General features: G+C 73.5%; 14 protein-coding genes. 4 read left to right on the top strand and 10 right to left on the bottom strand.

The features are described 5' to 3' along the window. Window positions 1-33: 33 nt before the first annotated feature. From HN013_RS02210 to HN013_RS02170, 10 genes are all read right to left on the bottom strand, one after another. A complete protein-coding gene (locus HN013_RS02210; protein WP_171162337.1) occupies window positions 34-1,131 on the bottom strand; it encodes an aliphatic sulfonate ABC transporter substrate-binding protein in 1,098 nt (365 codons plus the stop codon). A gap of 109 nt (window positions 1,132-1,240) precedes the next feature. Further along, window positions 1,241-1,426 (bottom strand): hypothetical protein, encoded by a 186-nt coding sequence (locus HN013_RS02205; protein ID WP_171162335.1) that lies wholly within the window; start codon window positions 1,424-1,426, stop codon window positions 1,241-1,243. Window positions 1,427-1,428: 2 nt separating this feature from the next. Next, window positions 1,429-2,766 (bottom strand): sulfate adenylyltransferase subunit 1, encoded by a 1,338-nt coding sequence (locus tag HN013_RS02200; protein WP_171162334.1) that lies wholly within the window; start codon window positions 2,764-2,766, stop codon window positions 1,429-1,431. Window positions 2,767-2,768: 2 nt separating this feature from the next. Beyond that, entirely contained in the window at window positions 2,769-3,692 is a 924-nt protein-coding gene (gene cysD / locus HN013_RS02195; RefSeq protein ID WP_171162332.1) for a sulfate adenylyltransferase subunit CysD, read from the bottom strand. After that, window positions 3,689-4,222: an adenylyl-sulfate kinase gene (gene cysC / locus HN013_RS02190; RefSeq protein WP_171162330.1), complete on the bottom strand. Its 534-nt coding sequence runs from the start codon at window positions 4,220-4,222 to the stop codon at window positions 3,689-3,691. Before cysC ends, cysD begins: the two co-directional genes overlap by 4 nt. 26 nt (window positions 4,223-4,248) lie before the next feature. Further along, the gene (locus HN013_RS02185; RefSeq protein WP_171162328.1) at window positions 4,249-4,935 is read right to left on the bottom strand and encodes a phosphoadenylyl-sulfate reductase; all 687 of its coding nucleotides are present in this window, start codon (window positions 4,933-4,935) and stop codon (window positions 4,249-4,251) included. Continuing rightward, the gene (locus HN013_RS02180) at window positions 4,919-5,095 is read right to left on the bottom strand and encodes a hypothetical protein (RefSeq protein ID WP_171162326.1); all 177 of its coding nucleotides are present in this window, start codon (window positions 5,093-5,095) and stop codon (window positions 4,919-4,921) included. The genes HN013_RS02185 and HN013_RS02180 overlap by 17 nt, the downstream gene beginning before the upstream one ends. Next, on the bottom strand, window positions 5,092-6,798 hold the full coding sequence (locus tag HN013_RS02175) for a nitrite/sulfite reductase (protein WP_171162324.1): 1,707 nt from the start codon (window positions 6,796-6,798) through the stop codon (window positions 5,092-5,094). Before HN013_RS02175 ends, HN013_RS02180 begins: the two co-directional genes overlap by 4 nt. Before the next feature lie 225 nt (window positions 6,799-7,023). Continuing rightward, a complete protein-coding gene (locus HN013_RS34070) occupies window positions 7,024-7,107 on the bottom strand; it encodes a putative leader peptide (RefSeq protein WP_351506350.1) in 84 nt (27 codons plus the stop codon). Window positions 7,108-7,212: 105 nt separating this feature from the next. Continuing rightward, window positions 7,213-7,809, bottom strand: a complete 597-nt coding sequence (locus HN013_RS02170; RefSeq protein ID WP_171162322.1) for a GNAT family N-acetyltransferase — start codon at window positions 7,807-7,809, stop codon at window positions 7,213-7,215. A gap of 188 nt (window positions 7,810-7,997) precedes the next feature. Between HN013_RS02170 and HN013_RS02165 the strand changes: the two genes are divergently transcribed. From HN013_RS02165 to HN013_RS02150, 4 genes are all read left to right on the top strand, one after another. Further along, entirely contained in the window at window positions 7,998-9,119 is a 1,122-nt protein-coding gene (locus HN013_RS02165; RefSeq protein WP_171162320.1) for a YihY/virulence factor BrkB family protein, read from the top strand. Between the two features lie 208 nt (window positions 9,120-9,327). Further along, window positions 9,328-10,431: a ribosome small subunit-dependent GTPase A gene (gene rsgA / locus HN013_RS02160; protein WP_171162318.1), complete on the top strand. Its 1,104-nt coding sequence runs from the start codon at window positions 9,328-9,330 to the stop codon at window positions 10,429-10,431. Between the two features lie 236 nt (window positions 10,432-10,667). Continuing rightward, window positions 10,668-12,203: an AlkA N-terminal domain-containing protein gene (locus HN013_RS02155; RefSeq protein ID WP_171162316.1), complete on the top strand. Its 1,536-nt coding sequence runs from the start codon at window positions 10,668-10,670 to the stop codon at window positions 12,201-12,203. Window positions 12,204-12,215: 12 nt separating this feature from the next. Beyond that, complete coding sequence (locus HN013_RS02150; RefSeq protein ID WP_398978024.1) at window positions 12,216-12,734, top strand: methylated-DNA--[protein]-cysteine S-methyltransferase; 519 nt, start codon at window positions 12,216-12,218, stop codon at window positions 12,732-12,734. Window positions 12,735-12,789 lie beyond the last annotated feature (55 nt).

Below are 12,789 nucleotides of genomic sequence, written 5' to 3'. Positions count from 1 at the left end.
GTGGTTCGGTGGTGCGGGGACGTGTCGTGCCGCCTACTGCCTGCCGAGCCGTGCCGCGTCGACCGGCGGCCTGCCCTCGGCCTTGAGCACCTTGTTGAGCGGGGTCAGGTCGTAGATGCCGGACAGGTCCGGCTCGTCCAGCAGCCGGGCGGCGACCGCGTGGTCGGCCTCGGCCCGCAGGGTGGAGGCCAGCGGGTCGTCGGTGATCCGGATGGACTTCCACGCCGGGTCGAGGATCCCGTCCGGCAGCGCCTTGCCGGAGAGCTTCTTCAGCGCCGCGTTGGCGGACGCCTTCGCCTTGTCCGGGTTCGCGGCGATCCAGGCGTTGGTACGCACCGAGCCGCGCAGCACGGCCTCGACGACGTCCGGGTGCCGGTCGAGGAACTTCTGCGACACGATGACGTTGGTGATGACGAACTTGCCGCCCGGCCAGAGCGACGACTCGTCCAGCAGCACCTTGCCGCCCTCGGACACCAGCTTGGACGCCGTCGGCTCCGGAACCCACGCGCCGTCCACGGAGCCGGACTTGAAGGCGTCGGGGGTGACCTTGTTGTCCGTCCGCACGACGGACACGTCGCCCTTGCCGCTCTGCGGGTCGACCTTCCAGCCCTTGCCCGCGACCCAGTTGAGGAACGCGACGTCCTGGGTGTTGCCCTTCTGCGGGGTGGCGATCCGCTTGCCCTTGACGTCGTCGAGCGAGCGGATCTTCTTCGGGTCGACGACGAGCTTGACGCCGCCGGAGGCCGAACCCGAGATGATCCGCAGGCTCTTGCCCTTGGACTTGACGTAGCCGTTGACGGCCGGGGACGGGCCGATCCAGCCGATGTCGATCGAGCCGGCGTTCAGCGCCTCGATCTCGGACGGGCCCGCGTTGAACGTGGTCGACTTCAGCCGGGTGCCGCCCAGTTCCTTCTGGAGGATGCCCTCCTGCTCGCCGACCAGGGGGGTGGCGTGGGTGATGTTGGGGAAGTAGCCGATGGTGACGGAGCCGGCCGACAGCGCGGGCGCGTCGGCGGCGGCCCGGCCGGCCGGCTTGTCGGAGTCCTTCTCGGAGCCGTAGCCGCAGGAGGTCAGGGCCAGCAAGGGGACGGCGGCCAGGGCCGCGAGCGCGCGGCGGGCGGTGGCGGACATGTGGGGGGTTCCTCTCGGCGGGGGACGGCGGGGCGGCGGGGCGCCGACGGGGGAGTCGCACGGGGGAGACATGCCGTGCGCGGGGCGCGGGAGGCGTGCGGGGCGCCGGTCAGCCCGCACATCGCCCGACGCCGCCCTGCCCGCTGCCGAGGTCCCCGCTGCCGACGCGGCCGCCCTCCTTGCCGAAGGTCGCGAAGACGTTCCTGAACACCGGACGGCCGGCACCGGACGTCCTGGCCCGCGCTGTACCGGCCGGTCCGGCACCCGCCGTACCGCCGCCCCCCGTCCTCGTCATGTCTAGAACTCCCAGCCCTCGTCGCTGCTTCGGGAGTCCCCGCCGCCCGCGCCGGCCGCCGCGAACGCCGGCCCCGCCATCCCGGCGGTCAGCGTCGTCCCGTCGGCCGGGTCGATCAGCAGGAACGCCCCGGTGCGGCGGGAGACGGCGTAGTCGTCCAGCGCGAGCGGCTCCGCCGTGCGCAGCACCACGCGCCCGATGTCGTTGGCGGCCAGCTCGCCGGGGGACGGGCGCTGCGCCAGGTCCGCCGGGTCGAGCCGCGACGGCAGCGCCTTGACCACGGCCTTCACCGTCCGCGTCGTGTGCTTCAGCAGCACGCGGTCGCCCACCCGCAGCGGCCGGTCGGCCACGTGGCAGACGGTCGCCTCGACGTCCCGTACCGGCGCCGGAGCGCCGGACGCCGGGGCGATCAGGTCGCCGCGCGCGACGTCCAGGTCGTCCGCGAGCCGTACGGTCACCGACTGCGGCGCCCACGCCACGTCGACCGGTGCGCCGAGCGCGTCGATCGCGGCGACCGTGCTCGTCCGGCCGGAGGGCAGGACGGTCACCCGCTCGCCGACGCGCAGCACGCCGGAGGCGATCTGCCCGGCGTAGCCGCGGTAGTCGGGGTGATCCGCCGTCCGCGGCCGGATCACGTACTGGACGGGGAACCGGGCCGGGTCGCCGGTGGGGTCGGTGACCACGGGGACGGTCTCCAGGTGCTCCAGCACGGTCGGGCCGCCGTACCAGTCCATGTGCGCGGAGGGCGTCACCACATTGTCGCCCGCGAGCGCCGAGACCGGGATCGCGGTCACCTCGGGGACGCCGAGCGAGCCCGCGTACGCCGTGAACTCCTCGGCGATCCGGGCGAAGACGGCCTCGGACCAGTCCACCAGGTCCATCTTGTTCACCGCGAGCACCACATGGGGGACGCGCAGCAGGGCGGCCACGGCCGCGTGCCGGCGGGTCTGTCCGACGACGCCGTGGCGGGCGTCCACCAGTACCAGGGCCAGCTCGGCGGTGGACGCGCCGGTGACCATGTTGCGGGTGTACTGGACGTGACCGGGGGTGTCCGCGAGGACGAACCGGCGGCGGGCGGTGGCGAAGTAGCGGTAGGCGACGTCGATGGTGATGCCCTGCTCGCGCTCGGCCCGCAGCCCGTCGGTCAGCAGGGCCAGGTCGGGCGCGTCGTGCCCGCGGTCGCGCGAGGCGTGCTCGACCGCCTCCAGCTGGTCGGCCAGGACCGACTTGGAGTCGTGCAGCAGCCGCCCGACCAGGGTGGACTTGCCGTCGTCGACCGAACCGGCGGTGGCGAAGCGCAGCAGCGAGGTCGCGGCGGCGGGTTCCGTGGCGATGCTCATGATCAGAAGTACCCCTCGCGCTTGCGGTCCTCCATCGCGGCCTCCGACAGCCTGTCGTCGGCCCGCGTCGCGCCCCGCTCGGTGAGCCGGGAGGCGGCGATCTCCTCGATGACGCGGTCCACCGTGGCGGCGTCCGACTCGACGGCACCGGTGCAGGACATGTCACCGACCGTGCGGTAGCGCACCACGCGTCTCTCCAGCCGCTCCCCGTCCCGGGGGCCGCCCCACGCGCCGGGGGTCAGCCACATGCCGGACCGTGCGAACACCTCGCGCTCGTGGGCGTAGTAGATGGAGGGGAGGTCGATCGCCTCCCGCTCGATGTACTGCCAGACGTCCAGCTCGGTCCAGTTGGACAGCGGGAAGACGCGCACGTGCTCGCCGGGGGAGTGGCGGCCGTTGTACAGCTGCCACAGCTCCGGCCGCTGGCGGCGCGGGTCCCAGCCGCCGAACTCGTCGCGCAGCGAGAACACCCGCTCCTTCGCCCGGGCCTTCTCCTCGTCCCGCCGGCCGCCGCCGAAGACCGCGTCGAAGCGGTGCGACTCGATCGCGTCCAGCAGCGGCACCGTCTGCAACGGGTTGCGGGTGCCGTCCGGGCGCTCGCGCAGCCGCCCGTCGTCGAGGAAGTCCTGGACGGACGCGACGTGCAGCCGCAGCCCGTGCCGGGCGACGACGCGGTCGCGGTAGGCCAGCACCTCCGGGAAGTTGTGCCCGGTGTCCACGTGCAGGAGCGCGAACGGCAGCGGCGCCGGGGCGAACGCCTTCAGCGCCGTGTGCAGCATGACGACGGAGTCCTTGCCGCCGGAGAACAGCAGCACCGGGCGCTCGAACTCGCCCGCCACCTCACGGAAGACGTGCACCGCCTCCGACTCCAGCGCGTCGAGGTGCGACAGGGCGTACGGGCTGTCGTGAGCGCCTGTGTGGATCACAGCACTCCCCTTTCCGCCAGCAGCGCGTGGACCGCGTCCGCCGACTCCTCCACCGGCCGCCCGTGGGCCTCGACGCGCAGGTCGGGATCCTCCGGCGCCTCGTAGGGGTCGTCCACGCCGGTCAGCCCGGATATCTCGCCCGCCGCCTGCCGGGCGTACAGGCCCTTGACGTCACGGGCCGAGCACACCTCGACCGGCGTCGCCACATGGACCTCCAGATAGCCGGTGTCCAGCGCCTGGTGGCGTTTGCGCACCGCCTCGCGGGAGTCCGCGTAGGGCGCGATGACGGGCACGAGCACCGTCACGCCGTGGGCGGCGAGCAGCTGGGCGACGAAGCCGACGCGCCGCACGTTGGTGTCCCGGTCCGCGCGGGAGAAGCCCAGCCCGGCGGAGAGGAATTCGCGGATCTCGTCCCCGTCCAGCACCTCCACCGGGCGGCCCTCGGCGCGCAGCCGTCCGGCCAGCGCGCGGGCGATCGTCGTCTTGCCCGCGCTCGGCAGGCCGGTGAGCCACACCGTGGCACCCGTCATCCGGTTCCCCCTGGGGTTCGGCCCGGTCATCCGTGCAGTCCGCACTCGGTCTTGGCCCGGCCGGCCCAGCGGCCCGCCCGGGCGTCCTCGCCCTCCCGCACCCGGCGCGTGCAGGGCGCGCAGCCGACGGACGCGTACCCGTCCGTCAGCAGCGGGTTGGTGAGCACGCCGTGCTCGGCGACGTAGGCGTCCACGTCGTCCCGCGTCCAGCGGGCGATCGGCGCGATCTTGACCTTGCCGCGCCGGGCGTCCCAGCCGACGACGGGCGTGCCGGCCCGGGTCGGGGACTCGTCGCGGCGCAGCCCGGTCGCCCACGCGTCGTACGGGGAGAGCCCTTCCTCCAGCGGACGGACCTTGCGCAGGGCGCAGCACAGGTCGGGGTCGCGGTCGTGCAGCGCGGGGCCGTACGCGGCGTCCTGCTCGGCGACGGACTGCCGCGGGGTGAGCGTGATCAGCCGGACGTCCATGACCGCCCCGACGGCGTCCCGGGTGCCGATCGTCTCCGGGAAGTGGTAGCCGGTGTCCAGGAAGACGACGTCCACGCCGGGCCGGGCCCGGGAGGCGAGGTGGGCGACGACGGCGTCCTCCATGGACGAGGTGACACAGAAGCGGTCGCCGAAGGTGTCGGCGGCCCAGCGCAGGATCTCCGGCGCGGGGGCGTCCTCCAGCTCCCGGCCCGCCCGCAGGGCGAGCTGTTCAAGGTCGGTCGTCATCCGGTCCTCCGGCGATGCCCCGGGACAGCAGTCCGAGGAAGGTCAGGCGGAACGCGCGGTTGCAGGCGGCGCACTCCCAGGCGCCGTGGCCCCCCTCGTGCGGGCGCAGGTCCTCGTCGCCGCAGTACGGGCAGTGGAAGGGGGCGGCGCGCTCGCTCACGACAGCTCCTCCTCGCCCGCCCGGGCCGCCCAGGCCGCGAAGCGCTCCCCGTCCGCGCGCCCGGCGAGGTACCGCCGGAGCACCCGCTCGATGTAGTCGGGGAGTTCGTCCGCGGTCACCTTGAGGCCGCGCACCTTGCGGCCGAAGCCCGCCTCCAGACCGAGCGCCCCGCCGAGGTGCACCTGGTACCCCTCGACCTGGCGGCCCCGCCCGTCGAGGACGAGCTGCCCCTTGAGACCGATGTCCGCCACCTGGATGCGGGCGCAGGCGTTGGGGCAGCCGTTGAGGTTGACGGTGAGGGGTTCGTCGAAGTCCGGGAGCCGGCGCTCCAGTTCGTCGATGAGGGACGCGCCGCGCGCCTTGGTCTCGACGATCGCCAGCTTGCAGAACTCGATGCCGGTGCAGGCCATCGTGCCGCGCCGGAAGGGGGACGGGTCCACCCGGAGGTCCAGCGCCTCCAACCCCGCGGTCAGTGACGCGACCCGGTCCTCCGGCACGTCGAGCACGATCATCTTCTGCTCGGCGGTGGTGCGCAGCCGGCCCGAGCCATGGGCCTCGGCCAGCTCCGCGATCTTCGTCAGGGTGCTGCCGTCCACCCGGCCCACGCGCGGCGCGAACCCCACGTAGTACCGGCCGTCGCGCTGGCGGTGGACGCCGATGTGGTCGCGCCAGCGCTCCACCGGCTGCTCGGGGGCGGGTCCGTCGAGCAGGGCGCGGCCCAGGTACTCCTTCTCCAGCACCTCGCGGAACCGTTCCGGCCCCCAGTCGGCGAGGAGGTACTTCAGCCGGGCGCGGTTGCGCAGCCGCCGGTAGCCGTAGTCGCGGAAGATGCCGATGACCCCGCCGAAGACGTCCGGTACGTCCTCCAGCGGCACCCAGGCGCCGAGGCGGACGCCGATCCGCGGGTTGGTGGACAGGCCGCCGCCGACCCACAGGTCGAAGCCCGGCCCGTGCTCGGGGTGGCGGACGCCGACGAACGCCACGTCGTTGATCTCGTGGACGACATCCAGCAGCGGGGAGCCGGAGACCGCCGACTTGAACTTGCGGGGCAGGTTGGAGAAGTCCTTGTTGCCGATGAAGCGGCGGTGGATCTCCTCGATGGCCGGGGTGCCGTCGACGATCTCGTCCTCGGCGATGCCGGCGACGGGCGAGCCCAGGATGACCCGGGGCGTGTCACCGCACGCCTCGGTGGTGGACAGGCCCACGGCCTCCAGCCGCCGCCAGATCTCGGGGACGTCCTCGATACGGATCCAGTGGTACTGGATGTTCTGGCGGTCCGTGATGTCCGCGGTGCCGCGGGCGAACTCCTGGGAGACCTCCCCGATGACGCGCAGCTGATCGGTGGTCAGCCGGCCGCCGTCGATGCGCACCCGCAGCATGAAGAACTCGTCGTCCAGCTCCTCCGGCGCCAGGACAGCGGTCTTCCCGCCGTCGATGCCGGGCCGGCGCTGGGTGTACAGCCCCCACCAGCGCATCCGGCCCCGCAGGTCGGCGGGGTCGATGGAGGCGAAGCCGGCCTTCGCGTAGATCGTCTCAATGCGTGTCCGCACATTGAGACCGTCGTCGTCCTTCTTCACCTGCTCGTTGCCGTTGAGCGGGGTGAAGTGGCCGACGGCCCACTGGCCCTCGCCGCGGTGGCGGCCGTTCCTGCGGCGGGGCGCCGCCGGTTCGGCGGCTGCGGGGGGATGCGCGGTGGCAGCCATGGCGATCTGTCCTTCTGGAGGCCCGAGCGTTGTGCGGCCGCTGCGTACCCGGGCAGCGCGCATCCCGGCTCCACCGGCGTGCTCGCGCCGGTGACCTGCGGGTATGCCGAGTGACAGGGTGGGGAGGGTACAGCGAACGGCCCGCGTCGGGGGGATTCAGGAAGTGTGGGGCCCGCCGGTCCGCGCCTTTGGGGACGACGGTGGGAAGCGGTGGTGCTGAGACTGTCAGCCCGCTGGACAGATGGCGCTGGACACGCGGCCGAGGTCGACATGACGCCGACTCACCAAGGCAACTCCAGCTCGTGACATGAGGGAAGCGTGGCACGGGGGTCTCCGGCCAGTCCACTGTTCGCCACAATGTGAGACATCCCGTTCCAAGGAGTGGAACGGGGTGTCACGGCGCGTATCGCGGTGTCAGGCGGAGGCGACGGCTCCATGGGCGCCGGGCCAGGGGCCGGGTGTGGGGACGTCCGGCTCGTCCTCCGTCTTCGTCTCGAAGACGGTGAAGCCGCGCCCCGCGTAGTTGGCCATGGCGTGCTCCCCGTCCTTGGTGCAGGTGTGCAGCCAGACCCGCTTGGTGGGCGGCAGCTCGGGCCACCGTTCGGCCAGGTCCCAGGCCCGCCGCACCGCGTGGGTCAGCAGGTGCCCGCCTATGCCCCGCCCCCGGGAGCGGGGGAGAAGTCCGAAGTAGGCGATCTCCACCGAGCCGTCCGCCCCGGGGACCAGCTCCACGTAACCGGCCGGGGTCCCCCGCTCGTACGCCACCCATGTCTCCACTCCCGGCCGGTCCAGGTACTCCTGCCACTGCGCGTACGACCAGACCAGCCGGTCGGTCCAGGAGCAGTCGCCGCCCACGGCCGTGTAGAAGAACCGGCTGAACTCGGGTGAGGGAAGCTCCGACCGGATGAACCGGACATCCGGTCCCGGGCCGGGATCCGCGGCGGGGACCAGGTCGTCCGGAGAGGTCATATGCAGCGACCAGGTGGTCACGGAGATCGTTCTGTTGTCCATGGCCTCACCCAACCATGGCTCCCGCGAGCCCCTCCAGAGCCCCGGGCGGGCCTGTCCGGCGGATGAGCGGACCGGCCGGGGACGGATACGGTTAGGGCGTGCAGGCAGCAACAAATGAACCACCGGGGCAGCGGAAGGGCCGGCTCCACCGAGCTCGGGCCCTGTACCGAAATGTTTCGAAACGCAGGATGGCGTGGCTGCTCCTCAAGGACACGATCAATTCCTGCATGGAGTACCGCGTCACGGGGCTCGCGGCCGAGGCGGCGTTCTTCACCCTGCTCTCGTTGCCGCCCCTCCTCCTCGGCTTTATGAGCCTGCTCGGGTACCTGGACGACTGGACCGGCACCCACACCATCGAGAGCCTCCAGAACAACATCGTCAACGCGTCCTCGGCGGTGCTGTCCGACCGGGGCGTCAACCAGATCACCGTCCCGCTGCTGCGGGACGTGCAGAGCGGTGCCCGGCGCCCCGAGATCGTCTCGGTCGGCTTTGCCATCGCCCTGTGGTCGGGGTCCCGGGCGGTCAACGTCTTCGTCGACACCATCACCATCATGTACGGCCTGGAGGGCAGGCGCGGCATCGTCCGCACCAGGCTGCTGGCCTTCCTGCTCTACCTCGTCGCCCTGCTCATCGGGGCGGTGGTGCTGCCCTTGATGGTGATCGGGCCGGAGACGGTCGTGAACATCGTCCCCTGGAGCGCGGACGTCGTACGGGTGCTCTACTGGCCCGTCGTCATCCTGCTCTCCGTGGCCTTCCTGACCACGCTCTACCACGTGTCGGTGCCCGTGCGTTCACCGTGGCAGGAGGACATTCCCGGTGCGCTGGTGGCCCTGACGATGTGGGTGGTCGGCAGCTTCCTGCTGCGGATCTACCTCACCCACACGGTGGAAGGCCTGACGATCTACGGCTCGCTCGCCGCGCCCATCGCGGTGCTGCTGTGGACCGGGGTGTCGGCCTTCGCGGTGCTCGTGGGCGCGGCGGTCAACGCGGCCATAGACCGGGTCTGGCCCTCGGTCACCACCGCCGCGGCCCGGGCCGAGGCGGACCGCCGGCGCGCGGCGGCCGCGGCGGAGGCGGCGGCCGAGCGGGCGGCGCTGGCGATGATCCACGAGTACGAGGACGACCCCGAGGAGTACGTCGACGACGGGGCGGCGGGGCGGGACCGGCTGCCGCCCTCGGAGTTCCCGGAGCGGTGGGCGCAGTTCCTGCCGCCGGAGAACGTGCGGGCACGGCTCCAGAACGTCAAGGCGGAGAAGAAGGGGAGCAAGGGGGAGCACCAGCCGAAGCACGCGAAGCACCGGAGGCAGTAGCGGGGAGGGGTGGGACGGGCTCCGCCCGGCGGCGAAAAAATCGCTCGCATGCGCGGCTCCGACGCCCTTAGAGTCGCTCCGAACAGCGGCGCTCGGCCGCACGCGGAATCAGGAGGTGAGCCCGGGATGACTGTCACCACGGCGGCCACGACGGCCCGTACCCGGCGATCGACCACTCTCACCTCCCTCCTTCCGAAGGAACACCGCGTTGTCCGAGCTGTTCGCGTATCACCCCCTCGCCCCCTACGGGTGGGACGAGGAATTCGCTGACGCCTTCACCCCGTACGCCGCCGGGGGCTCCGTCCCCGGCCGGATCGTCCGCGTCGACCGGGGGCGCTGCGACCTCGTCGTCACCGCCGACGGTGGAGACGGTGTCCGCACCGTCCAGGCCGACACCTCGCTCGTCACCACCGGCGACCCGCTGCACATCATGTGCACCGGCGACTGGGCGGCCGTCGACCTGACGACCGGCTACGTCCGGGGCCTCCTCCCGCGCCGCACGGCCTTCGTGCGGTCCACCTCCTCCCAGCGGTCCGAGGGCCAGATCCTGGCCGCCAACGTGGACCGGGCCCTCATCGCCGTCCCGCTCTCCGCCGACCTCGACCTGGGCCGGGTCGAACGCTTCCTGGCGCTCGCCTGGGAGTCCGGCGCCGAGCCCGTCGTGGTCCTCACCAAGGCGGACCTCGTACCGAGCGCGGCGGCCCTCGGCCACCTCCTCGCCGACACCGAGGCGGCCGCGCCGGGCGTCCAGGTGTTCGCGGTCAGCGCGGCCACCGGCGAGGGCACCGACGTCCTCTCCGCCGTGCTCGCCGGAGGCACGTCCGTCCTCCTCGGGCCGTCCGGCGCCGGCAAGTCCACCCTCGCCAACGCCCTCGTCGGTGCCGACGTCCAGGACGTGCGGGCCATCCGCGACCGGGACGGCAAGGGCCGCCACACCACCACCACGCGCAACCTGCTGCCCCTCCCCGGCGGCGGCGTCCTCATCGACACACCGGGCCTGCGCGGCGTCGGCCTCTGGGACGCCGAGAGCGGCGTCTCCCGGACCTTCTCCGAGATCGAGGCGCTCGCCGAGAACTGCCGCTTCCAGGACTGCGCCCACAACACCGAGCCCGGCTGCGCCGTCACCCACGCCCTCCACGAGGGCACCCTCAGCCCCCGCCGCCTCGACAGCTACCGCAAGCTCCTCCGCGAGAACCAGCGCATCGCCGCCCGCACGGACGCCCGCATGCGGGCGGAGATGCGCCGCGAGTGGAAACTCCGGGCGGCGGAGGGGGCGCACATGGCGGAACGCAAGCGGGGGCGCTTGCGCTAGGCGGAGTGGGGGCGGGCCTGCCCCCAGGGGGCGGCTTTCCCCTGGGGCGGCCCTTCCCGGGGCCGGTTCTTCCGGGGCCGTCCGAGGGCCCTCACGGCACCGTCCCGGCAGCCCGTGCCCCGCCCCGCGGGGCCGGCGTCGGCGCCCGTCCGGCCGTTCCGCTCCCGGGAGCGCCCCGCAAGCCCGCGTCCGATTTCCGCCAGACCACCTTCCCCACGTGTCGCAGACTGGAACACGTGACAACCACCGCACACCACCCCGACGACCTCCGATACCAGGCCGTGAGCAGCCGCGACGCCCGGTTCGACGGTGAGTTCTTCTTTGCCGTCTCCACGACCGGGATCTACTGCCGCCCCAGCTGCCCCGCGGTGACCCCCAAGCGCGTCAATGTCCGTTTCTACCCGTCCGCGGCCGCGGCCCAGGGGGCCGGGTTCCGGGCCTGCCGCAGATGTCGTCCGGACGCGGCGCCGGGGTCGGCGGAGTGGAATGTCCGGGCCGACCTGGTGGGCCGTGCGATGCGGCTGATCGGGGACGGCGTGGTGGACCGGGAGGGCGTGGCGGGGCTCGCGGCGCGTCTCGGGTACAGCGAGCGCCAGGTGCACCGGCAGCTGACGGAGGAACTGGGCGCGGGGCCCGTGGCGCTCGCCAGGGCGCAGCGTGCGCACACCGCGCGGGTGCTGTTGCAGACGACGGACCTGCCGGTCACGGAGACCGCGTTCGCGGCGGGCTTCGCGAGTGTGCGGCAGTTCAACGACACGATCCGGGAGATCTACGCCCAGACCCCATCCGCGCTCCGGGCCCAGGCCGGGACGGGCGCGGGGAAGCGGCCCCGCGGGGCCGCGCCGACGGGCATCCCGCTGCGGCTGGCGCACCGCGGGCCCTACGCGGCACGGGAGGTCTTCGACTTCCTGGAGCGCCGGGTGATCACCGGGATCGAGGAGATGACGGGTGCCGTGGGCGCCCGGGTCTACCGGCGGACCCTCCGGCTGCCCTACGGCACCGGCGTCGTGGAGGTCCAGGAGCCGCCCGCGGGGACCGGCCGCACGGGCGGCCGGGGCACCTGGCTCGCCTGCCGGCTGCACCTCACCGACCTGCGCGACCTGTCGAACGCCGTCCAGCGGATGCGCCGCCTCTTCGACCTGGACGCGGACCCGGACGCCGTCGCCGAACGGCTCGGCGCCGACCCCCTGCTGCGGCCGCTGGTCGCCGCCCGGCCCGGCCTCCGGTCGCCCGGGGCGGCGGACGCGGACGAACTCGCCGTTCGGGCCGTGCTCGGCCAGCAGGTGTCCGTGGCGGCGGCCGCGCACCTCGCGGCGCGGCTCGTGGCCGCGTACGGGACGCCGCTGCCGACCCCCGACGGCGCGCTCACCCACGTCTTCCCGGAGCCCGCCGTCCTCGCCGGGGCCCGGCTCGACGGCTCGGACGGCGCGGCCGGATCCGACGGCATCGGCATGCCGGAGGCCCGCAAGGACGCCCTGCGCACGGTCGCGGCCGCCCTCGCCGACGGCACGGTCCGGCTCGACTCGGGCGTCGACCGCGACGACACCGAACGACGGCTGCTCGACCTGCGCGGCGTCGGCCCCTGGACCGCCGGCTACATCCGGATGCGGGCCCTGGGCGACCCCGACGTCTTCCTCCCCGGCGACGCCGGGGCCCGGCACGGCCTCGCCGCGCTCGGCACCGGCCCCGAGGCCGCCGCCGACTGGCGGCCCTGGCGCTCCTACGCACTGCACCACCTGTGGAACCACGCACCCGCCGCAGCGGGCGAGTAAGGACGGCACCTGATGATGTACACCGAGATCGACAGCCCCCTCGGCACGCTGCTGCTCACCGGCCGGCCCTCCGCGACCGCCCCGGGCGGCACCGCGCTCGCCTCGCTGTCCGTACCGGGCCAGCGCAACGGCGTCGCCGTCCATCCGGACTGGCAGCGCGAACCCGACGCGTTCGCGGAGGCCGGCCGCCAGCTCGCGGCCTACTTCACGGGCGAATCCCGGGAGTTCCGGCTGGAGTACGCCGTCGCGGGAACGGAGTTCCGCCGCCGGGTGTGGGACGCGCTCGACGCCGTCCCCTACGGCGCCACCACCAGCTACGGCGAACTGGCCGCCCGTATCGGCGCCCCCCGCGCGGCGGTCCGCGCGGTCGGCGGGGCGATCGGCGCCAATCCCCTGCTGGTCCTGCGCCCCTGTCACCGCGTCATCGGCGCTGACGGCTCGCTCACCGGCTACGCGGGCGGCCTCGACCGCAAGCGGCTGCTCCTCGCCCTGGAGGGCGGACCGGGCGCGGACAGCCTGCCCGGGGTCTGAGGCCACCGCGCGGGACGCGGCCACGGGGACGGACATCGCATTGACGCGGGCCGTC

Source organism: Streptomyces sp. I05A-00742 (genome assembly GCF_013055795.1).
Lineage (GTDB): Bacteria > Actinomycetota > Actinomycetes > Streptomycetales > Streptomycetaceae > Streptomyces.
Note: the sequence above shows the minus strand (reverse complement) of the source record. Positions and strands in the feature narration are given on the sequence as shown.